The sequence below is a fragment of the Candidatus Villigracilis sp. genome (genome assembly GCF_057083605.1).
The window spans coordinates 41,022-64,037 of sequence record NZ_JBXMTI010000062.1; the positions used below are offsets into that span (position 1 = coordinate 41,022).

Annotated in this window: 14 protein-coding genes; 8 read left to right on the top strand and 6 right to left on the bottom strand. The window is 48.6% G+C overall.

Annotated features, from left to right (window positions below; all coding sequences use genetic code 11):
• Positions 1 to 35 precede the first annotated feature (35 nt).
• The 6 genes from AC14M5_RS09330 to AC14M5_RS09355 all read right to left on the bottom strand — a co-directional run bounded on the left by AC14M5_RS09330 (position 36) and on the right by AC14M5_RS09355 (position 10,301).
• The gene (locus AC14M5_RS09330; RefSeq protein WP_484029385.1) at positions 36 to 767 is read right to left on the bottom strand and encodes a response regulator transcription factor; all 732 of its coding nucleotides are present in this window, start codon (positions 765 to 767) and stop codon (positions 36 to 38) included.
• Positions 764 to 2,386 (bottom strand): sensor histidine kinase, encoded by a 1,623-nt coding sequence (locus AC14M5_RS09335; RefSeq protein ID WP_484029386.1) that lies wholly within the window; start codon positions 2,384 to 2,386, stop codon positions 764 to 766. Before AC14M5_RS09335 ends, AC14M5_RS09330 begins: the two co-directional genes overlap by 4 nt.
• Positions 2,352 to 4,949, bottom strand: a complete 2,598-nt coding sequence (locus AC14M5_RS09340; RefSeq protein WP_484029387.1) for a GAF domain-containing protein — start codon at positions 4,947 to 4,949, stop codon at positions 2,352 to 2,354. Before AC14M5_RS09340 ends, AC14M5_RS09335 begins: the two co-directional genes overlap by 35 nt.
• Positions 4,950 to 5,104: 155 nt before the next feature.
• On the bottom strand, positions 5,105 to 8,710 hold the full coding sequence (locus tag AC14M5_RS09345) for a SpoIID/LytB domain-containing protein (protein ID WP_484029388.1): 3,606 nt from the start codon (positions 8,708 to 8,710) through the stop codon (positions 5,105 to 5,107).
• 11 nt (positions 8,711 to 8,721) lie between these two features.
• Entirely contained in the window at positions 8,722 to 10,089 is a 1,368-nt protein-coding gene (locus AC14M5_RS09350) for a TolB family protein (RefSeq protein WP_484029389.1), read from the bottom strand.
• An 83-nt stretch (positions 10,090 to 10,172) separates the two neighbouring features.
• Positions 10,173 to 10,301, bottom strand: coding sequence for a hypothetical protein (locus AC14M5_RS09355; protein ID WP_484029390.1), 129 nt, complete (start codon positions 10,299 to 10,301; stop codon positions 10,173 to 10,175).
• A 288-nt stretch (positions 10,302 to 10,589) separates the two neighbouring features.
• Between AC14M5_RS09355 and trmFO the strand changes: the two genes are divergently transcribed.
• The 8 genes from trmFO to AC14M5_RS09395 all read left to right on the top strand — a co-directional run bounded on the left by trmFO (position 10,590) and on the right by AC14M5_RS09395 (position 22,942).
• Positions 10,590 to 11,930, top strand: coding sequence for a methylenetetrahydrofolate--tRNA-(uracil(54)-C(5))-methyltransferase (FADH(2)-oxidizing) TrmFO (trmFO, locus tag AC14M5_RS09360; protein ID WP_484029391.1), 1,341 nt, complete (start codon positions 10,590 to 10,592; stop codon positions 11,928 to 11,930).
• A complete protein-coding gene (locus tag AC14M5_RS09365) occupies positions 11,927 to 12,829 on the top strand; it encodes a M28 family peptidase (RefSeq protein ID WP_484029392.1) in 903 nt (300 codons plus the stop codon). The genes trmFO and AC14M5_RS09365 overlap by 4 nt, the downstream gene beginning before the upstream one ends.
• A 108-nt stretch (positions 12,830 to 12,937) precedes the next feature.
• Positions 12,938 to 14,215, top strand: a complete 1,278-nt coding sequence (locus AC14M5_RS09370; protein WP_484029393.1) for a sensor histidine kinase — start codon at positions 12,938 to 12,940, stop codon at positions 14,213 to 14,215.
• Positions 14,175 to 15,551, top strand: coding sequence for a GTPase HflX (gene hflX, locus AC14M5_RS09375; protein WP_484029394.1), 1,377 nt, complete (start codon positions 14,175 to 14,177; stop codon positions 15,549 to 15,551). Before AC14M5_RS09370 ends, hflX begins: the two co-directional genes overlap by 41 nt.
• Positions 15,548 to 15,751, top strand: coding sequence for a hypothetical protein (locus AC14M5_RS09380; protein WP_484029395.1), 204 nt, complete (start codon positions 15,548 to 15,550; stop codon positions 15,749 to 15,751). Before hflX ends, AC14M5_RS09380 begins: the two co-directional genes overlap by 4 nt.
• A 36-nt stretch (positions 15,752 to 15,787) precedes the next feature.
• Complete coding sequence (locus AC14M5_RS09385; protein ID WP_484029396.1) at positions 15,788 to 17,767, top strand: protein kinase domain-containing protein; 1,980 nt, start codon at positions 15,788 to 15,790, stop codon at positions 17,765 to 17,767.
• A 305-nt stretch (positions 17,768 to 18,072) separates the two neighbouring features.
• Positions 18,073 to 18,654, top strand: a complete 582-nt coding sequence (locus AC14M5_RS09390) for an SET domain-containing protein (RefSeq protein WP_484029397.1) — start codon at positions 18,073 to 18,075, stop codon at positions 18,652 to 18,654.
• Positions 18,655 to 18,808: 154 nt separating this feature from the next.
• Positions 18,809 to 22,942: an AAA family ATPase gene (locus tag AC14M5_RS09395; RefSeq protein WP_484029398.1), complete on the top strand. Its 4,134-nt coding sequence runs from the start codon at positions 18,809 to 18,811 to the stop codon at positions 22,940 to 22,942.
• Positions 22,943 to 23,016: the final 74 nt, after the last annotated feature.

Genomic DNA, 23,016 nt, shown 5'->3' on the forward strand with positions numbered 1-23,016 from the left:
TTCGCTCCGCTCAACATGACACTGCCTAAGGTGGGTTACTTATTTGCCTCGTACAAGTAACCAGTTCCGCGTACGCTCACTACCTGCTCAGAAAGCGAGGGGAACTGTTCCAGTTTATGCCGCAAACGGCTGACGAGCGGACGCAGTATCTCAGGCGCCTCGCGCTGAGAAGTATCATAGCCTTGCACAAGCAAAACCAATTCACGATGTGAAAATACCTTGCCTTCATTTTCCATCAAAATACGCAGCAACCTGCCTTCCGCCGGGGTGAGGTGTTCGATCTTGTTCTTAAATTTTATCTGGCGGCGGGAGAGGTCTACTGTGGTGCCGTCTTTCAGGCTGTACACTTCCTGCGCATCATCCACATCCATTGGAGTCATATTATTGGTGCGCGACCTGGCAGTACGGCGTGACAAGCCCTTCTTAACACTGGCGAGTATCTGCGGAGGAGAAGCTGGCTTCAATAAATAATCATGGATGCGCAATCGCAGGGCCTGTATGGCAGTTTCGGTGGAGCCATACGCAGTCAACAGGATTACTTCCGTTTCAGGGGAGACTTGATTGACCACCTGAACCACTTCCAACCCATCCATGCCTGGCATCTTTAAGTCTACGATCATCAAATCCACCGAATGGGTGCGGACGTATTCCACAGCAGCCTGTCCATTGGCCGCAGAGGTTACTACGTACCCTTCCAACTTTAGAATATCAGTAAGCGATTGTCGTGCTACCGGTTCATCATCCACAACCAGAATGTTCGATTTCATTGCTTTCCTCCTGCAGGTAAAAATATGCGAAAACAGGCTCCGGGACCGCGTTCAGGCAGCAATTCCAATGCGCCGCCGTGTGCTGTAATTATATTGTAACTCACTGTTAATCCCAACCCCGTGCCGCCCTCTTTTGTGCTGAAAAAAGGCTCAAATATATTGGCCTGCTTTTCCTCCGACACGCCCTTCCCGCTATCCTGGAACAGGATTTCGATACCATCGCCGTATGGCCGAGCCGTAATCTTCAGGTCACCGCCCTCTGGCATGGCATCAGAGGCGTTCAGGATCAAGTTAATGAACACCTGCTGCATCTGACTCCCAACTGCCATGAGGGAAGGAATCTCCCCAAGAAAATCGACAGATACATTTACTCTGTTTTCTGTAAGCTGCTTTGACATTAAGGTCAGAATATATTGCAGCATCTCCGTTAGATTTACCTTTTCGAGGGAAGTTGCACCGGGACGGTAAAAATCCAACATACGGCGGACGGTGAGCATCAAACGTTCAAGTTCGGTACGCGCCAGATCAAAGTATTCCTTGCGCTTTTCGGCAGGCAAATCTTCACGACCCGCAAGGTGCAGGCAGTTTTGAACAGCCTGTAATGGGTTATTTACCTCATGTGCAATAGAGGCGCTCATGCGGCCGGCCGCCGCCATCTTCTCGGCTTGAAGCAATGCCTTTTGAGATTCCTCCACTTTACGGACGTAATCCAATTGTTCCGCATACAAACGAGCATTCTCCAGAGCTGCCACTGCCTGTCGGGCAAGGATCTGGAACATTTCAAGATCGGAATCGTGGAATGGAGGCTCATTCATCGAGCGGGCGGCGCATAGCACCATACGCAAGTTCGAGCGCAGGATCGGTATCAGAATAACCGCGCCAAGTTTGAGGTCGGAAAGAAGCGCTTTTAGTTCGATATCACCCGGCCCATTGGCATTGACAATTATCGGCGTTGTGGATGAATCCACATGCGAGATCAAATCCAAAAGGTCTTGTGAAGATGCGACGCCATTGGATGCGATCAAAGAAAAATCTTTGGTGTCAATATTTTGTTGAAAACATGCCGCCTGCATACAATGCAGATGACCGCAAATGGCGTTAATGATCAAGTCAAGCAGAGGTTCGCGGCGGGTTTCGGAGAGCAGGGATTCGGTGACAGAAAAAAGCGGGCGCAGTGCTTGCGTGCGGGCGGCATCCCGTTTTTTCTGGCTATCTGCAAAGGCAAGTTGGACTGCATCAATTAACTCATCGCTCTTGCTGAATGGTTTGAGGATCAGGCCATCCACGCCCTGCCTGAGCGCATGGATCGCAGTTTCAACTGTGCCATGCCCGGTCATGATCAGGATGGCGGCATCAGGTTGTAATCGCTGGGCATGTTGGATCACTTCAAAGCCATCTACTTCGGGCATGCGAATATCAACCAGCAGCATATCTATTTTGTTTTCCTTAAGATATTCAATGGCTTTACGCGGATCGGTTTCCGATGCAGCTTTGTAACCTGCACGCGCCAGGAGACGGGTGCAGAGTAACGCAATCCCAGGTTCATCGTCAACAATAAATACAGAGGCGTTTTCCATAATGAAATTAGATCGGCAGCCAGACAGCAAAGGTTGCGCCATTGCCTGGCTCGCTGGCAATTTCTATCGTACCACCATGGTCGGTGACAATGCCATATGTGACCGAGAGGCCCAGCCCTGTACCGCCACTATTTCCTTTCGTGGTGAAAAATGGCTGAAAGATTTTTTCCTGATCTGCTTCGGAAATGCCAACGCCATTATCCTTTACAGACATCACAACCCAGTTTCGTTCTTCGCGCACTGCTTCAAAAGTGCTTACTCGCAACTCACCGCCTGACTTCATGGCCTGCAAGGCATTGTGGATCAGGTTTAAGAGCACTTGCTTCATTTGATTCGTGTCAATCGAGATCCAGGGTAGTTTTTCATCAAGGTCTAGGATCAGGTTTACATTATTAGTTTGGATCAAATGCCTGGTTAGTGCAATTACATCGTTGACCACTTCATTCAAGTCGGCGCTGGTGCGGACGTGTTCTCCCTGACGCGAGAAATCCAACAACCTGCGCACCACACCGCTGGCTCGGCGCGCCTCCTGCAAAACCATCTGCAATTCGTCACGGTAGGATGAGTCTGTGGGCAATTCATCCAATACCAGTTCGGAGAAACCAGTAACTGTGGTTAGAGGGTTATTCAATTCATGAGCGATGCCTGCGGCCATCTCACCGACGGCTGCAAGTTTGGCGGCTTGCAACAACCTATTCTCAGCAGATTGCTGCGCTTCCATACGTGCGTTCAACTCAATTTCCGTCATGCGCAACTGGCGCACAGTTTCCTGCAATTTTTGGTATTGATTGGCACTGGATACGACAGAGGCAAGAATACCAGCCAGTGATTCCATGGCGATCAGGTCATTATGTGAAAAAGCATTCTGTTCCCTGCTTTCGACATCGATGATCCCTAAAATATCTTCGCCATCTTTTACAGCCACGCAAATCTCGGAGCGCGCATCCCAGCCTTTAAGAGGTTTGTAAAGCTTATCTTGCAAAGTGTTATTGATCAGAACACTTTCGCCTGTTTGAGAGACTCGGCTTGTAACCCCATCTGCGGTAATGAATTCGTCGCTAGTGAGCGCCTTCTTTACCGTGTCTGCATGAGTGCCGCCGATTCCTTGAATTGAAAATTGATTTTTATCATCAACCAGCAATATGGCGGCAAGTTCATATTTGAAATACTGCGCCACAAGTTCGGCGGTAATGGATGCCACCTCTTTTTTATCGTTCAAACCAATCACTTGTTGCACCACCTCATGGATCAAGCCCAGGCTGCGTGCCCTGCCTTCCGCCTCTTCACGCAGGCGTGTGTATTCGATCAGCCCTGCAAGATGACTGGCAATAACTACCATGAGATGTTCATCATATTGGTTGAACGCTTCCGCTTGTGAGCTTTCAACAATAAGCACACCGGTGACCTGTCCGCGATATTTCAATGGAACGATCAAGCCAGAGCGTGAGCCTTTATGCACCTCGATAAATCCGTCTTTGGTTGCATCTGTGATGCGGCGGACGCGACCTTCCTTAAGCACAGACTGCATCGAGTGCCCTGCAACCGAAACACTGATCACATTCAGCCTGCCTTCAAACATGCGATAGTCGCGCAATACTCTTCCATCACTGGAACGCAGGAAGAGCGCAATCAATTCAGTACTAAAAGCGCGCGCCAACAGGCCAAACATGCGGCGGGCGATCTGGTCCAAATTTTGAGCGGATGATACGGTGAGTACAAAATCGTTGAGCAGGGCCAGCCTACGCAAATGCGAGGTCATTTCAGAGAATGTGACCACCACTTCCACCGAAGGCGGAACACGGGCCGCCACCTCGCGCAACTGTCCGCGTTCGGTTGGCGAAAATTCCTTCTGACGCCAAAGCACCACGACCCCGATCAAACGCTGGCCGATCACCAAAGGCATGCAGATCCAAACATTCGTATTGGATTTTAACAAGCCATGCGGAAGGTTATCCCAATTGGGCTGTCCGCGAGCAATGACCACATCAGACAAAGAACGATTCACACGACGGAAAATAGGATTCTCATCAATAAGCAGTGACATCCCCTTGGCTTTGGATGCGTTCCACTCGGCTTGAATATCCAGCGATTCACCGCGCCGAATCGCGAGCCACGCACCCTGGCAGGGAACAGCCTGCACGAATGCGTCTAAGACCTTTTCGAGAGCAAGAGGCAAATTGAAAGCCAGGCCAGATTGCAGGTCCGGCAGGAACGGCTGGTTGAGGGAAGTCGAACGCCCAGCCAGCAGCGAAGCGGTCAACTTCCAAACCTTTTGAGCGGCAGCGGATTGCTCATCCGCACCTACTAAAATAATTTGCGAAGTGCCGCTGATCGGAAAGGCGAAAAACCTTTTAGTGGTCAGGTTACTGCTCGCTGGCGTGGCAGTGGAACGAGCATAGCCCCCACTAAGTGCGCCGCATAACCATGTATCCACAGACAGGGCGGACATGATTCCCATCAACTCATTCTGCGCGGGCTTGTTCAAATGATAGACCGAACGAAGCAGCCACGAACCTCCGACGCGCTCGGCAAGCACGGCCCAATCTGCCTCGGTAAGCTGCACCGCATCCTTGAGTTGAGTTTCAATGCCTGTTTCGTTTTGCATGGCTTTGGTGAATTATAACCCGCCCCCTGCTTGCCAGTGGGAAGTAGAAAGTGAAAAGTGATCAGTAATTGGCGATTGGTAATTGGCAGTACTGAATGTAAAAGTAAAAAGAGGCTTTCCAGAAGGAGAGCCTCTTTTTACTCAATAAGGATATGTTATGGACCAATATAGCTATTGCGGCGCGACTCGAAATTATCGAAAAGCATAGAGCCTGCGGTGCCAGCATCTATACCGGTAGTTGCACCCAGCCTTATTTCTCCAATCGTGTGTGTATCATTATCGACGCTGCCAATGGTTTCCATCAAAGCGCCGTCAATCCATAATGCAAGGAAACCATCGTTCGCACCAGGTGCGCTGGATGCCTGCCACTCCAACTCGATCCCATGCCAGCCATTACTGATGATGTATTTGCTGCTGGTGATATAGGCATAATTATCCTTCATAACCCGCGTACGCAGCTTGTACTGCCCATTCTCATAGATTAGCTCGACCCGCAAAATGGCATCGCTAGTTGCCAAATTGATACCATCGAAAATGTAGTGAGTAGCCCCGGATGACATCACCAAGGCATTGGAGTTGAAATAGAAGCGGGCACGATAATGGGTTTCATCAAGGGGTGAACTATCTATGACTCTCAAATTGTTTTGATCGTCGATCAGGGCTTGAAGCCCGTAATTGCCCTGATATGCAGATAAAGCCGATACGCTTAAATCGCTGCCATCGACGAGAGCGCTGCTCCAAGCAGATAAATCCCCGCCTTCAAAATCGTCCGCAAAGATCGGATCGCCGGGTTGTGGAGGTGGGTTTACGGCGGGACCATCTGGATCGAGACCGATATGACTGCCTTGATGGGTTTCAAATGCGTCGAGATAGATCGTGCCGCTCGCGCCATTTCCAATATCAATTACTCCCAATGATGTTTTAGATATGGAGCGAGAGTCGTTATCAATATTCTCGATGCTCTTCACCAGCATGTCATTGACCCATAGCTTAAGATAGCCATCATTTGTGCCTGGCGCGCTGGCTGCCTTCCACTCCACTTCTACAGCCTGCCATTCATTTGCGATCAATACTGGGGCGCTTTGCATCCACGAGTCGGCATCATCGTTACCGCAAAGCGCGAGCGTATAGTATTCGCCCTGCTGCTCGACGTAAAGACAGAAGACCCAGGAGGTGTTATCGCTGCCTGATAACAAATAGAAGCCTTGTTGGTTGGGAGTTGGATTGTAGGAAATTTGAACTGAGTTGGGATTGAAATAGAATCTGCTGCTGAAATGCTTTTCGTCATTGGGAGTGTGATCGTACAGAACGATCTCGGCACTGTCATCGACCACGGCTTGAACACCTAGATTCCCGACTGCAGCGGCTTGGGTGGTGATGGACAGGTCGCCGCCATCCGTCTCCGCCCGGAACCAGGCGGAGAAGTCCCCGCTCTCGAAACTGTCGGAGAAGATTAGGTCGGGAGGCGTATTTATCGTTTCCCATGCCTGGCTCATCGTTTGACCAACCAACCCCTGCATATTTATTTCTGCTCTCCCACTTTGGATGGTGGTTTTCAAATCATTGCTGGCAATCGCCTCTATACCCGAAAGGAAGTGTTCTACCGCATCCACCTCTGCCTGTGAGATTGATACACTATCCCCTTGGCCATCTACCAGGGCTTGCAGTTTTGGTTCCCAATAATGGAGCAAAGCCAGCCCCTCCTGGTCCAATTCCGGGTTTAACAGTAACAAGTTTCCTATTTCTGGACCATGTTGATAATAGAGATCAGTCAGTTGACTTCCTTTAGGAGTGAGGTTTAACAACTCATCCCGAACACGGTAGAAAAGTTGAGCATCCACCACTGTTTCCTGCAAGGAGCTGTTCACACCATTTGGGTTGAAGGATATTTCTACATCTTGCGAGCCTGGCTGAACCGACGCCTGAGCACAAGAGTTAAACCAACGTTCCCAACTATCATCACAGGTGTAGCCTGGCTTCAAAGCCTCGACTGCATCAATATCCGCCCCCGGTGTTCCCGAAGAATTGTTACTACCACCATTGTCTGTTATTTTTACATAACGGGCTTGTGGCAGATTTCCTCCAAGATCAAAAGTAGTGATGCCGCTGCCAGTCCCAAGGGAAACCCAGGATCCATCAGGGTTATTGCTCACATAGACAGTATATGCCTCATTTACCCCGTTGCACCCTGAGCTTACTTCATAAACCTTCAAATCTACCCCCGTTTGATCAAGGATTTCTTCACCCAATCCCATATCGACGACCACATATCCCCCTCCTCCTCCGAGTGACATAAAATTCCAATTGCTGCAACTTGGCACACCCACAACCATTGCAGGATTCTTCCACTGATTAGAATTTCCATTTGCCTGAAAATCAATGACACAATCCGCATAGGGATCATCACCTTGGGTTGGGTTGCATACTGGTTCAGGTGTGGGTGTGATCGTCGGCGGGACGGGTGTCACAGTGGGTGGTTCTATTGGCCCATTAACTTGGACAGGGATTCTTACATCGGGCCAACCCGCATCGGAAAACCAAGCGCCGCTGCTACGTCGCAAATCCAAATGCAGGGTATATGTTCCACCAGTAGATGGCGAAATTACAGAAATGGTAAGCGGGCTTTGTTGCGGTTGTAGACTTGGGAATTCTTGGCCTGCCGAAAGGCTGGGAAAGGGTTGGTCGACACCGGCAATTTGCCAATTGTTATCCCCCCAGTGATAGCCGATTTCCATATTGTTGGCGTTCCATGCAGTGGCGGATGTATTCTGTAGATAAATTTTGATGTCAGATTGCTGTCCGCCATCCAATATAGGCGTGACTCCAATGAGATTGTTAAAGTTGTCGTGCCATAGCAAATTCCAGCGGTCATCCGGCGCGACCTTGCCACTACTTGCATTGAGAATATCTATTCCGGTGTAATAATGAACAAGAATTTGGCGATAATCTGTCCACGTGACAGGCCAGGGTTGGTTGCCATCACCAGCACATTGATTGCCCTTCGACCAACGGAGAGTGCCTTTCTGGCTCATACCCCAACCACTATAATTTGTTACCGCGCCACAGGTTGTGCTGATGGGGTCTTGAATGATGCTCAAGTAATCTTTCGATGGTTCGTCCACACTTTGAATCGCGATATCGCTACCAAACTCCGCGTCAATGGCTTCTCCCTCGTTAATTGCAAGATGTTTTCCGAGAGTCGACGAGATTGCCGTAGAAATCATCTGTTTAACCCCTTCCGGATCGTTGGGATTTGTGAAGTGGTCGTATGCATCCGGAGAATACACTTGATAGTCTGTAGAATTATTTATTTGATTATCGTAATCGTACCCAAATGGATCATCATAAGTTTTATTTAATGCCGTCCAGGTTGCATAAGTACGTGCGGCAACTGCTTGAGCCTGTAATGCCGGAAGTGTGGGATCGTTATTTTGTACATCCATTTCGCGCGGGAGAACATTAGAAAGGTATGCGTTCTCAACGTCAATATAAATAGGGTTATTCATAGGTGGAAAGCTATAACCAAGCTCTGCACATCCAGGATCTGTATTACCGACAATACATAGGCTATCAGGGGATACCTTTGTGCCGTCGTCGTGCAACTTCAACACATGAAGCCATATATGGTCAAGATACGCATATGCCGGGGCTGAATCTGCTGATGGGTTCTCCATCAATGGCAGTGTTGCATCTGCCTGCACCTGTTGGAAGACAAACAAGGTGAGAAAGAAAATGACTAACAGCATATTTTTGCGTTTCATCATGCCCTCTATTACTGTTCACTTCTCTGAACGGCGATAAAACAAATTCGCTCATCTGCCGCCGTTGGACACCTTACTAACACTTTCAAGCCATCCGGTGACCAAGCAAGATTACCTTTTGAAGAAGCTGCGTAAAAAGTGTACATCGGCAGAATATCGTCACTCTGTCCGGATAAGAAGTCAACAAGATATAACCTACTATGATCGTCTTCAGTCTGATTTGTATTTTGATATGGTAAGAATCTTCCAATCGCTAATAGATGACGGTTATCTGGTGCCCAAACGATATCATCTACCAAGTGCTTACCTGCTACTTCCCGTGCTGTAACATCCACTCTATATACATTCCCTGTTTTTGTGTCCAACACGGCTAAATCACTTGAGCTAATTGGAAAGTGGTCATGCGTTCGAATAATGGCAAGATAGCGCCCGTCCGAACTCCAACGTGCTTTTGTCGCCCATCCACTCAAGTTTAACTCGCAAACCTGCCCGGTATCAGTATCCAAAATATATGTGTAACCATCCAGGCGGAAAATGCCATCGCCATATAAGAAAATTAGCGACGTGTTAGGTTGCCAAGCCATCTTATAAGATACCGGTACATTGCTTCTTCGTCCTTTGGCATAATCCCACTGAGTCGAATCAAAAGCGATAGACGGAATGTCCTTTAATGCACCATTCTTTTTGAATATTTTCTTATCTGACAGGTAAAGCATCTCGTCGCCACCCGGTTTGACGGCTATGGGAAATTGAGGTAGGTCGTCGGCGAGCCTTTGCGCAGTATTAGGGTCGCCATAACTCACCCACAGTTGGCGGGTAAACTTAAGCTTATTTACATTTTCTTCAAAACCCAGAAAATTCATAGCTGGATACACCACTGCATTCAATTCTTGCTGCCACGATGGAAGCTCTTCAATGTGATAGCGGATGGCATATACTTTTGACTCGCCCGTCTCGGGGTTGTACAACTCTATAGTTTGTTGGAGAAGTTTATCTTTTTCCCTGGTGTTGTTTAGGTCTTGTGTTATTAATACTTGCTGGTTGTCAGGCAGCCATTCGACAATATCATAAATGTTGTCGGGTTCGGTTAAAACTATCTTTGGTTCCGAAAAAGTGTACGCCTCCGGCGTTGACATCACAGTTGTTGTCTGCGCCAAAGGGAAAGTACATGCGGGTGGCTGTTTTGCCGTTGTTGCAGGCGAAGAGACAGATGGCGTCGTTTCTGGCAACAATGTTGGGACATCCGTTGCTGGAGCTGTAGTTTCTACGGCCAGCTTATCTGCTCCTGTTTTCATCGCAAAGAACAATGGAATGATCAGGATCAACCCGATGATTAACATAGTTTCAAACAAATTCCTTGCTTTTCGTGACTGCTTCATGGTTTACTCCTTTTCTTACGTTACATTATGGCAACTGCACTGAAAAGATACTGCAACAGGAAACTGTTTCGTCCCCACAAACCTCAGCCGTAGCCATAATAGAAGAGCAATGGCGATTCCAAGATGAAGGCAGTGCGGATTAACCCGAAGAGGAATCCGCGCTGTTTGGGGATATTACTGGATTTTGAAGGTGAAGTTTCTTTTGTTTCCATTTTCCACCAAGCTTCACTCCCTGCAGAAAGAGCATAGCAAATTCCTGATGAAATTACAAGTAGCTTAAAACCCTTGTCAAAAGTGATGCTTTTGTCAGAGGTAACAGGCTATCACACACACAATTTGTGTGACAGATTGTTCTGGACAATAGTAGTATTTCATCTCCCAGGCTTCAAAACAGGATGCAAAAGATAAGGGATGCAAAATAAGGGATTCAGAAAATTAGATCCTTCCTAATCTCTAATCTCCAGTCTCTGCTTCCCTACCGCTGGTAAAATAACATCCCTATGACTGACATTATCGTAATCGGCGGCGGGCTGTCCGGTAGTGAAGCCGCCTGGCAGATCGCGCAAAGCGGACTGAAAGTAAAACTTTATGAAATGCGCCCCACAAACCCAACCGGCGCACATCTCAGCGGCGACCTGGCTGAATTGGTTTGTTCCAATTCGCTTGGCTCGAACCTGCCTGACCGCGCTTCGGGAGTCTTGAAAAACGAACTCAGGCTCTTTAATTCGATGCTGCTGGAATGTGCCGAAGCATCGGCGCTTCCTGCGGGCGCGGCATTGGCGGTAGACCGCGAAGCCTTTGCCTGTAAAGTCACCGAGAGAATCCAGAAACACCCAAACATTGAAGTCGTGCGTGAAGAGATGAAGGAAATTCCTTCCACGCCTGTTGTTGTAGCAAGCGGGCCGTTGACATCTGAAAGCCTTTCAAAGTCTATTGCAAAGCTAAGCGGAGAAGAACATCTCTTTTTCTTTGATGCCATCGCGCCCATCGTCCGCGCAGAATCTATTAACATGGAAATCGCCTTTCGCGCCTCCCGTTATGACAAAGGCGATCAAGATGAAGGCGATTACATCAACTGTCCTTTTGCAAAAGAAGAATATTATGCTTTCGTCAACGCGCTGCAAGCCGCCGAACGAATTGAGTTGCATTCTTTTGAAGCAGCCATTCGCACTGGTGTGAAAGCAGGACAATTCTTCGAGGGTTGTTTACCTATCGAAATCATCGCCGAACGCGGAGAGGACTCGCTTGCCTTCGGCCCTATGCGGCCTGTTGGGCTAAGAGACCCGCGCACAGGTAGACGACCATATGCGGTTGTACAACTTCGGCAGGATAACCTTGCAGGAAGTCTATATAACCTGGTTGGCTTTCAAACCAACCTAAAATTTCCAGAACAAAGGCGGGTGCTGCGCATGATCCCCGGCTTGGAAAATGCAGAGTTCGAGCGTTATGGTCAGATGCACCGCAACACTTTTATTGCATCGCCCAAACTTCTGCGCCCCACACTTCAACACATTACTCGCGATGATCTTTTTTTCGCGGGCCAGATCACAGGTGTGGAAGGTTACATGGGCAACATTGCCACAGGCCTGCTGGCGGGCATCAATGCCGCACGTTTGTTAAAACAAAAATCGCTGCTTACACTTCCACAGGAGAGTATGCTCGGCACACTTTGTCATTACGTCACACATGCCAGCCTGAAAGATTTTCAACCCATGAAAGCAAACTTCGGTATTCTGCCGCCGCTCGAACTCATTTCCAAAATCGGAAAACGCGAACGTGGACAGGCCTACGCGGATCGCGCCGCAAGCTCACTTGAAAAATATCTTGAAGAGAATCAATGACCAGACGTGCTGCAGTTATCTACCTGACTTTGATCTTCGCTCTTCTGGCCGTGGTTGCGGCCTGGTACATCGCCTCATTCCTGACCATTGAATCTGATCCTGTTTCCTTTGAGGGTTCCCACGCTTATGCCGACGTGCAAACCCAGGTCGCTTTCGGGCCGCGAACGCCCGGGTCGCAGGGACATGCCCAGGTCCGCGAATGGATGCGCGCGGAATTGGAATCCGCTGGCTGGATGGTCGAAGTCCATGAAACGGAACGCATAGGGCATCCCATCTACAACATCATTGCAAAACGAAATGAGGATATGCCAGAGATCATTCTTGGCGCACACTATGACACCCGCTTCTATGCCGACCACGATCCCGACATCAACAAACAAACCGAGCCTGTGCCCGGGGCAAATGACGGTGCCTCTGGTGTGGCTGTTCTACTTGAATTAGCTCGAACTTTGCCCAAAGATACCGTTCCCATTTGGCTGGTCTTCTTTGATACCGAAGATAACGGCCGCATCGAAGGCTGGGATTGGATACTCGGCTCCCGCGCCTTTGTGGAGGAAATCTCCATCCAGCCTCGTGCCGTCGTCATTGTAGATATGATCGGCGATGCCGATCTGAATATTTATTTGGAAAAAAATTCCAATGTTGCCATCCGCACAGAAATTTGGGCGACGGCTGAAAGATTAGGACATGGCGAGGTTTTCATCAACGAAGAAAAACACAGCATGTTGGATGACCATACACCATTCCTTCAAGCAGGCATTCCAGCCGTAGACATTATCGATTTCGACTATGAATATTGGCACACTACTCAAGACACCGTTGATAAAGTCTCTGCGGAAAGTTTGCAAGCGGTTGGTGAAACATTATGGAACTGGATCGTGGAGCAATCTGCACAATGAAAGAGTATCCGCAGATTACGCAGATTTCATTTGAAAATCTGTAACATCGCTAAATCTGTGGATAAAACAATATGGTCAAAAGACTGAACTCGGCGTAAACTTATATCAATGACATTACAGGAGTCACTGCAAAAAATTCGCACCCCCTGGGTGGAACGCATCTCTCGCGAATTGGCGAGCGGCGAAGGTGTTCGCGTTGGTTTTACGGAACAACTTGAACGGTTTTTTGAATTGTTAGTGCAAACCGTCATGACCGGCGATACAGCCTGGCTTGACCCGATCCTGTATGACTGGGGGCGCTCTCCCACGGAAACAAATTTGGATGAGGGTGATTATTTCGTTTCATTCGTTGTCAGCCGAATGATGGCGCTCACTATAGAAGTCGCGCGAGAGAACCTGAACAAGAAGGATGCACTCGAACTGCTCGCCGCCGTCATCCCGATCCTCACCCACAGCTTGAGTGTCGTCGTCCGCTATGAAATGGAAACGCGTGTCGCGCACATCTCCAATGAGCTTGGCAAGACTCAGGAAAAATTGCAACAACTGGACCGCAACAAATCCAACTTCATTTCTGTAGCGGCGCACGAATTAAAAACACCGCTCACCCTGATCGAAGGCTACACCTCCATGATGGTGGATATTGCCCAGCAAGCCAAGCAGCGCCAAATGGACGATTTACTTAAAGGCGTCAACACAGGCATCACCCGCCTGCGGCATATCATCGATGACATGATCGACGTTTCATTGATCGATAATCACCTGCTGACCCTTAACTTTCAACCGTTGTGGATCAGCCATTTATTAACCCTTCTCAAGAATGAACTTCAGAAACCCACCGCCGAGCGCGGGCAGAATCTGGTCATCCACGATTTTGAAGGCAGTGACTTAATGATCTATGGCGACTCGGAACGTTTGTATCAAGCGCTGCATAATGTTGCATCCAATGCCATCAAATACACACCAGATAGAGGCACGATCACAATTAACGGACGCCTGCTGCCCGGTTTCGTAGAGATCATCATCTCTGACACAGGCATCGGCATTTCACCGGAACATCAGGCCACGATCTTTGAGAAGTTCGAGCAACTCGGAAAAACAGGCCTGCACTCAAGCGGCAAGACAAAATTTAAAGGCGGCGGACCCGGGCTCGGTCTCCCCATTACTCGCGGCATTATCGAAGCACACGGTGGTACGATATGGGTTGAATCCGAAGGTTATGACGAAGTAAAATTAAAAGGTTCGACCTTTCATGTCTTACTGCCTACGCGCACAGAACCTACGGACCCAAAGATGACCAAGTTCTTCGGGCCATTTCAACAAAAAACAGAATCGGAAGTAAACACCATTGGCAAAGAAAACCCCTCAACCAACAACAGCGCCGCGTGAACGCGCATTTCTCGTCGGCGTTGAAATTTACGGCAAAAAACAAATCCTTTCTCTTGAAGATTCACTCGCAGAACTGGCTCTGTTGGCAGATACTGCCGGCGTAGATGTGGTCGGTGAGTTAACGCAAAAATTGCAACGTCCGCATGTTGAAACATATATCGGCCCCGGTAAAGTGGCGGAACTAAAAGCATTCGCCGAGGAAACCCTGGCCGATGTGGTTATCTTCGACGATGAACTCTCCCCACGCCATCAACGTGAATTGGAAAAGGCCCTCGGCTTAACCATCCGCGTGATTGACCGCACCGCGCTCATCCTCGATATCTTCGCACAACATGCTCATACCAGCGAGGGTATGTTGCAAGTGGAACTCGCCCAGTACGAATACAACCTTCCGCGCCTCACCCGCGCCTGGACCCATCTTGAAAGACAAGCTGGCGGCGGCGGTGGACGCGCCGGCTCCACTGGAGGCGTTGGCTTGCGCGGCCCCGGCGAAACACAGCTTGAGGTTGACCGCCGCGCGATCCGCACGCGGATTTCACACATCAAAAAAGAACTCGAAAAGGTAGAAGCTCACCGTATGAGATACCGCGCACAACGTAAACGCTCGCGCATCCCTACAGTTGCGTTTGTCGGTTATACCAATGCTGGTAAATCCACTTTGCTCAATCGGCTCGCAAAATCTGAAGTCTATGTAGCGGATCAATTATTTGCCACACTAGACCCAACTACCCGCCGCGTGCAATTACCCGGTGACGATCTGGCATTGTTCACAGATACAGTCGGCTTCATTCAAAAATTGCCCACTTCGCTGATTGCCGCATTCCACGCCACCCTGGAAGAAATTGCAGAAGCTGATCTGCTCCTGCATGTTGTGGATATTTCCCACCCAAATGCGCTTGGTCAATTCCAGGCTGTGCAGGAGACATTGGAAGAAATAGACGCAAACCACATTCCCATGGTCACTGCACTAAACAAAGCGGATCTCTTAAATCATCCAGAAAATGCGCGCGAAATATTGGAAAACTTTCCAAAAGCAGTTGCTATATCTGCCCTGGATGGCACCGGCATAACGGGGCTGCTTTATCTTATCCATGAAGAATTATTTGAGGCATATACATTCATTCATGTCAGGCTCCCATATAAGGAAGGTGCGTTGATTTCTCTCTTCCATGAACTCGGGCTGGTGGATCGCGTGGAACATGAACGCGGTGGCGTAGTCATGCATGGACGAATCCCCGGCAGGCTTTTGGCACAATATTCCCCCTGGCTGGTGAAACCAAAGCAAGCTGAAAATACGCTCGAAGATCTCGAAGAAAGCGACATGGAGGAAGTATGATCTCAAAATTATTAGACCGTTTATCGGAATTTCTTGCACACCGCAAAGGTCTGCTCCCCATCCTGGGTCTCTTTCTGATCATTTGCAATCTAATCGTTCAATTTGTCTTTCCCGGCAGCATACTCTCCACCACTAACCTGCTCCTGCACATTGGTTTGATCATTGCCATATTCGGCCTGATGCTGTCATGGGCCTTATGATAGTCACTCCAGGGTCAACTTTAATTTAACTCACAGATGTCTTCACCAATCACGGGTAAATCTCTTCTCAACCAGTATCATGTTGAAGAATTTATTACGCTTACGCCGCTTGGTGAACTCTATCGCGCTACAGATGAACGAAGCAACAAGCCACTTGCGCTCACGCTTCTCGCACAAACAATTTCTGAAAATCCCGATGCAATCAAGGAGCTTGAGGCCAAAGCCGCCAAGCTTCAAAATATATCGCATCCAAACCTGGCTAAATACCTGGATTTACACCAAACTCCCACGCTCGCATTTCTACTCGAAGAATGGGTAGACGGCCCATCCCTGCGCAACATCCTTGATAAAACACCCGTCAGCGTAAACGAAGCTCTTACATATACAAAAGCCATTTGCCATGCGCTTGATGCGCTTCACACACGCAATTATTTACACCTAAACCTTGTACCTGAATTAATTCATATCAACCAGCGAGGCGAGATCATCGTGGGCGGAATTGCGAACGCCTACCCCAACGGCACAAAGGATGTTCGCAGCCTCAGCAAATATCCACAGACATACACATCCCCGGAACAACTCAACGGCCTGCGGCTCGATACTGCAAATGACGCTTATGCGCTTGCGGTCATTCTTTACGAGCTTATCACAGGTGCATGGATCAATGGAAAGCACGCGCCTAAAACAAATGAAACCATTCGCAAAACCCATCTTGAAGGCTCACCCCCCGCACCCATTTCGCTAAATAAAGGAATCCCCGATCATTTTTCACGGATGATCCTTTGGGCGCTTCGAAAAAATCCCAGCGACAGACTCAAGACCACCACCGAATTGCTTTCATCGCTGGCGCTTGCGGCTCGTGTTGCTGTGGATGAAATTCCGCTTCAAATCAAGCCGACAAATGCTCCTGTTACCTCGGCTATTCTTGGCGAATGGCAGTTCCTACCACCCCCCAAAGTAAACATCCTCAGCCAGGATACCCCGCCCTTGGAGGACAGGCTTGCCTCATTGACTGCGCCAAAAAAGAAAAGCTCGCGCATCGGCATCGTTCCGTTCATTTTACTATTTGTCATTGCTGGTTTTTTTTCCCTATTTTGGTTTGTGCGACCGGCTGAAGTCATCATCGCTACGCCGGTGCAATTCACAGCCTTCGCATCAGACTACACTCCCCCACCCACCTTCACTCCCATCCCCAAACCAACAGACCCACATGGCGGGCGGATTGCTTTCACCTGCACTCGCGGCGATTTCAACCAACTCTGCATGATTAACCGCGACGGCAGTGGACTCTCCCAACTGACTGACATGGAAGCCAGTAATTATTACCCCGTCTTCACACCGGATGGCAGATCGCTGTTGTTTTCATCCAACCGCAATGGCTCCTTTGATCTTTATCTTTTATTATTTAGCCAAAAAGAATTATTTCAAATTACTGAAAATGTGGGCAATGTTGTTTCACCTGATTATTCCCCGGATGGCCGCAGGATCGTTTTTGCAAACCGCGCATCAGACGGACCAACATCGATCTGGATGGTGAATGCAGATGGGCTAAATCCACACCTGGTTTATGCAGGATCAGACACCATCGTGGCAACCGCCTGGTCGCCTGACGGGGAAAAGATTGCTTATGCCATGTCTATTGGAATTCCACAAGAATATGAAATCTTCATCATGGATACGGATGGCAGAAATCACATCCGCATATCCGAGGGACTACAAGGGATTGGAGGCAGTATCGATTGGTCGCCTGATAGTAAGAATCTGCTGATTTACGCGGGCTCATTTGGGGATAAGGATATATTCAAAATTGATGCCAGTACGGGAGATTATGTTCAACTCACCGACGGCGGCAATAATGCAGGTGCATCCTATTCACCTGATGGTCTTTATATCGTATTTAATTCCCTGCGCAATGACGACCAGGCTGACCTATACATCATGCGCGCGGATGGCACGAATCAAGTGCAACTAACCAACGACCCTGAACCAGACTGGGGGCCACAGTGGATCGAATAACTTCAAGTCAATGACCATGCCGATTGAGCAGAATCAATTTTCGGTGGAGTGTGAGGCGTTTTTTATCTCGTCAAATTTGCGCTAACGTTTTTGCAGTCTGATTGGCTTTGCAAATGTTTTTATGAATTGCAAAGGGGGTTTCATTAACTAATCCTTAACAAAAATAAAATAATTTACACGGCTCAAAACCTTTACAGGCCGAATATTTAATGTATTATTGAAAAATCAATGGCGTTTTTCCCGGCTCGACCACCGGGGAGGGCGCTGTTCATCTTTAATCCACATATTGAAAGGAAGTTATATGAATGTCCAAGCAACCAAGTTCCTATCTGTCTTCTAAGTTGGAAGGCCGCCCGAAAGCCAATGGCAGTGGAAACGGCATCTACGCATTACAGCCCATTCAAAAGGGTGATCTCGTTGCCGTTTTCGGGGGCGTCGTGTATGAATGGGACGCCTTTATTCACCTTCCAGACCGTGAGCGCAGTTTGTGCATCCAGGTAGAAGACCGTCATTTCCTGGTGCCGCGCCCCATTGGCGAAGGAGATTATGTCAATCATTCCTGCAATCCGAATGCAGGTCTTTCGGGTCAGATCGGACTCGTTGCAATGCGCGACATTAAAATTGGCGAGGAAGTTTGTTTTGATTATGCCATGTGCGATACCATGCCCTACGATGAATTTGAGTGTGGCTGTGGAAGCTCCAATTGCCGTAAGTATGTAAGCGGCAATGATTGGCAACGGCCAGAGCTTCAAAAACGATATGCAGGCTTTTTCTCGCCGCACGTTCAACGTAAGATCGATGTGCTGCGCGCAGAGAAACGCGCGTTTGAGCGCGGGATACAAAAAGCACCCAAGTTCACCGCGCCCATCACCCCCGCCTACGAATAAAACCAAAACGGCCCTGCAATTTCTTGCAGGGCCGTTCTTTTTCACATTGCGCCATGCCATCGGAAGGGTATGGAGTTTTGATGTTAGCAATGAAACGATGATATCCCAGTCGATATGTTGATATATAATGTAATCATTAATTCTGCATTCCCAAATGCCAAAAGCAACCCTTGACTTTTTTATTCCAGAAGATAGAAGGCAGGCACTGTTAAAGGGGGAGACGCTGCCAACACGTTCGCGCGGGGCGGTATTATTTGCAGATTTATCCGGGTTCACAAAACTTACCGGGGAGCTTTCCACTCAACTTGGTCCTCAACGCGGGGCGGAGGAATTGACGCGTCAGCTTGATCCCATCTACACAGAATTAATTGGGGCAGTCCACAATTATGGCGGAAGTGTGGTGGATATCACCGGCGATGGGCTGACCTGCTGGTTTGATCAAGATCGCGGAGAGTGTGCTGCATCCTGCGCTGTGGTGATGCAAAGAATTATGAAACAATATGAGATGATCAAGATCTCCTCTTTGTCTTCATTCTCGCTTGGGATCAAGATCGCCATTTCAGTTGGGCCCGTGCAAAGATTCCTGGTCGGTGACCCAAATATTCAGCTTCTGGAAGCCCTGGCAGGGCAGGAACTTCTGCGTGTGGTGAAAGCACAGGAATTGATCCAACGCGGAGAAATTGCAATATACGAGGAAGTCTTTGAGGAAATTAAAGATAAAGTTGAAAGTTTCTCATGGAGGCAGGTTGAGGGCGGAGAACGAATTGCCGTTTTTGAAAATCTGACTGAACTGGCAGAGCCTCATCCGTGGCCACTTGTTTCAAATTTGGATATCGAGATAGCAAAGAAATGGGTCTTTAGACCTATTTACGAACGAATTTCAGAGGGAGAAATTGAATTCCTGACGGAACTGAGGCTGGCCGTGCCCATGTTCTTAAAGTTCAGCGGCATTGATTACGACCAGGATGAAATGGCCGGGAAAAAACTGGATCAATTCGTTCAATGTGTCCAGGGTATTTTGGCGAGGTATGAAGGGTATCTTTGCGATTTAACCATCGGCGATAAGGGCAGTAATTTGTATATTGTCTTTGGTGCACCCATTGCCCATGAAGATAGTATCGACCGGGCGCTTGCGGCGGCTTTGCGAATTAAGTCCGAAGTTCTTGAGCTCGGATTCATCGAAGAAATTCAAATTGGGTTGACGCATGGCCCAGTTTGGGCTGGGGCGCATGGCGGCCAAACGGCGCGGACGTACAGCGCCATTGGAGGCGAAGTCAACCTGGCGGCCAGATTAATGAACCATGCAAAGGCGGGGCAAATTCTGGTTTCGCCGCATGTGGCAGAGCTTGCTTCAAATTATTCCTTCCTGCCGCTGGCTCCCATAGAATTCAAAGGCATTGAAAAGCCAATGTCCCCTTCGCTGCTGACGGGCAAGTTAAAGACGCAGATCGAGTCCGCTCCAAAGAATATCATCCTGGGACGAGAGCAGGAGCGAAAGATACTCAGCCAGAAGTTGTTGGATGTACTTAATTTAATCGAAGCACCTGGAACGATAATTATCGAAGGTGAAGCTGGGATCGGAAAATCCCGATTATTATCCTTTTTCTCTGAACAAGCCCTGGCGAATGAAATTCGAGTGTTATCCGGGCAGGCAGACCCGGTTGAGATGACTACGCAGTATTTTGCGATCAAGTCCATATTGGAAGCGTTGTTGGAAATTTCCGAGCTTGACGATCAGCAATCCATTCAAAGGAAGGTTCTATCCGCGCTTCAGGATGATCAATTTCTAATGAGTCGTGCTCCGCTGTTAAATGACATACTCCCCGTGCATTGGGATGATAATGAACTGACCAGCCAGATGAAGGGAGAGGCCAGAGCAACCAGCACCCGTGAGGTACTTTTGCGTATTCTGCAAAACTCACTAGCTCAAAGCCGCAATGCAATCCCCTCCGTTATTTTGTTCGATGACGCACAGTGGCTGGATGCGGCTACATGGACACTGATCGGATATATCAACCGCGAGTTGACATCTGTATTGCTGGTCATTGCCACGCGCCCCATCACAGAGAATGAAACCTCTGCACAGATTGTGGATGAATTCAGCCGCATCATCTCCAACCCAAACACGCAGCACTTCCAACTTACCAACCTCTCTCCTAAAGATACAACAGAACTCGTCTCGCGCAAGCTTGGCGTCAAGCACATTCCTGACTCAGTGCTTGAATTCATACAGGCGAGGGCGCAGGGGAATCCATTCTTTTCGGAGGAAATCGCGTATGCCTTGCGCGATTCAAAGATCATCAACATTCAAAACGACAGAGCCATGATCGAGCATACTGCCGAGGAGTTGGCAAGGATCGATTTCCCGGAAACAGTTCAAGGCGTGATCACGAGGCGCATTGACCGCCTGCCCGCGCCTCATCAATTGACCTTGAAGGTGGCCAGCGTCATTGGCCGAATCTTCATCCTGAACATGCTCAGCAATATACACCCCGCAAAAGTCGACAAGCCCACACTGACGGAGTATCTGCAAAATCTTACCCAGCTTGGAATCACCGACCTGGAATCATTGGATCCCGAACTCTCCTACCTGTTCAAACATGTTATTTTTCAGGAGGTGGTGTACAACCTCTTGACCTTCAGCCAGCGTAAGCAGCTTCATTGCGCCATCGCCGAATGGTATGAAACAAATTATGTGGATGATCTTCAGCCGCATTATGCGCGCCTTGCGCATCACTGGCTGAAAGGTGAAGTAAACGATAAAGCCATTTATTATCTCGAAAAAGCTGCTGAACAATCGTTGAAACATTATTCAAACGAAGATGTCATCCACTTCATTGATATGGCTTTGGAACTGGATAAGACGGAGCCAGGAAATGATCTACCAGCAAAAACTCTGCAACATGCGCGTTGGGAGCGAATACTGGGCAGCGCATTTTTCAAGCTTGGCAAATTGAATGAAGCGGAAGAGCACCTATCCCAGGCGTTGAAACTACTTGGCAACCCTCTTCCAAAAAATGGATTCACCACCATTCTTTTCTTATTGAAAGAATTAGGCGTGCAAATCCTAAATCGCCAAATCCCCGGCAGATTGGCAGGGAAGTTACCCGACAGCCAGCGCAAAATTGAAGAGGAATTGGCACGTAACGAAATCGAAAATATTTTTTATTATGCCCAAAACACTACGCTGCTGGCCTGGAGTATGCTCCGCAGGTTGAATTTGGCAGAGCGTGTTGGTATGCCTGACCTGATAACCGAGGGATATGGAAACCTGCAAATGATCTCCGGGCTGGCAAAGCTGGATAAGGTGTATCAAACCTATAAAAAGCTTGGGCAAAACATGCTTGCAAAAACCAATAACGTCCCGGGGCAAATCTACATTATGCTGCGTGAAGGGGTTGTGCGATTTATGCAATGTGATTGGGACAATGCATATGAGAATTTAGAGGGCGGCATCCAATTGGCAGACCGGCTCGGAGATATGCGCAGTTGGTCTGAGTTGACCGCTTCCCTCGCAACGAGCCTGCAATTACAAGGTCAATTTGAAAAGAGTTTGGAGCGGTGGCAGGGGCAATATCAAAGGGCGTCGCGGTCTGACAGCCCGCAAAACCAGGCATGGGGACTATATGGAATGGGATATAACTTGTTGATGCTGGGAAGCATCAACGAAGCCATTCAATTTCTGGAAGATAGTATCAATGTCCCGATGAAAAAGGCGGACGATAAGATTCTCAACACATCCCGTTTCGGCGCATTAAGTCTGGCATATCAGCGCGCTGGCAATGACGAACTTGCGCTACAAAACATATTTGTGCATCAACATCATGCGCCAGGTAAGCCCGGCCTTTCCAGCAGTATGCAGGAATATGGCCCGGTATTGGACGCCATAATCGGCGTGTGGCAAAGCATTCAAACCGGTCAATTTCAACCTGACAACGAGGAGCGAGAAGGAATTCAGCAATTATTTCACAGGATCCCTGTCTTCACGAAAGCGCTGAGACAGTTGACCATTAATAAGGCAAAATGCCATCTCTACAATGGCATTTACAATCGACTGATCGGGAGAAAGTCAAAAGCCGAAACGGAGTTTACAAAATGTATCGGGCTGGCCGAGCGCCATCACCAGCCTTACGACTTGGGGCGGGGTTATTATGAGTTGAGTTTGATATCGGAAATGCAGGAAAGCAGGGAATATTTGCTGCGGGCGCAAAATATATTCGATGAATTAAAGACTCCGTACGAGCTGGAGCAGGTGAATATCGCTCTTACGAAACGTGGCAAGACGTAAGCATCAGAGTCTGTTTCTGAAAGCCTTTACCGCAGAGGACACGGAGTCCACACATCGTCCCGATGTACTTTCGG

Bases quoted from the DNA above. Each gene is read 5' to 3' on its own strand.
- AC14M5_RS09355 (WP_484029390.1), bottom strand. From the start codon at position 10,301: ATGGAAACAAAAGAAACTTCACCTTCAAAATCCAGTAATATCCCCAAA.
- AC14M5_RS09365 (WP_484029392.1), top strand. From the start codon at position 11,927: ATGACCAGACGTGCTGCAGTTATCTACCTGACTTTGATCTTCGCTCTT.
- AC14M5_RS09345 (WP_484029388.1), bottom strand. From the start codon at position 8,710: ATGAAACGCAAAAATATGCTGTTAGTCATTTTCTTTCTCACCTTGTTT.
- AC14M5_RS09385 (WP_484029396.1), top strand. From the start codon at position 15,788: ATGTCTTCACCAATCACGGGTAAATCTCTTCTCAACCAGTATCATGTT.
- AC14M5_RS09340 (WP_484029387.1), bottom strand. From the start codon at position 4,949: ATGCAAAACGAAACAGGCATTGAAACTCAACTCAAGGATGCGGTGCAG.
- AC14M5_RS09350 (WP_484029389.1), bottom strand. From the start codon at position 10,089: ATGAAGCAGTCACGAAAAGCAAGGAATTTGTTTGAAACTATGTTAATC.
- AC14M5_RS09380 (WP_484029395.1), top strand. From the start codon at position 15,548: ATGATCTCAAAATTATTAGACCGTTTATCGGAATTTCTTGCACACCGC.
- AC14M5_RS09370 (WP_484029393.1), top strand. From the start codon at position 12,938: ATGACATTACAGGAGTCACTGCAAAAAATTCGCACCCCCTGGGTGGAA.
- trmFO (WP_484029391.1), top strand. From the start codon at position 10,590: ATGACTGACATTATCGTAATCGGCGGCGGGCTGTCCGGTAGTGAAGCC.
- AC14M5_RS09390 (WP_484029397.1), top strand. From the start codon at position 18,073: ATGTCCAAGCAACCAAGTTCCTATCTGTCTTCTAAGTTGGAAGGCCGC.
- AC14M5_RS09395 (WP_484029398.1), top strand. From the start codon at position 18,809: ATGCCAAAAGCAACCCTTGACTTTTTTATTCCAGAAGATAGAAGGCAG.
- AC14M5_RS09330 (WP_484029385.1), bottom strand. From the start codon at position 767: ATGAAATCGAACATTCTGGTTGTGGATGATGAACCGGTAGCACGACAA.
- AC14M5_RS09335 (WP_484029386.1), bottom strand. From the start codon at position 2,386: ATGGCGCAACCTTTGCTGTCTGGCTGCCGATCTAATTTCATTATGGAA.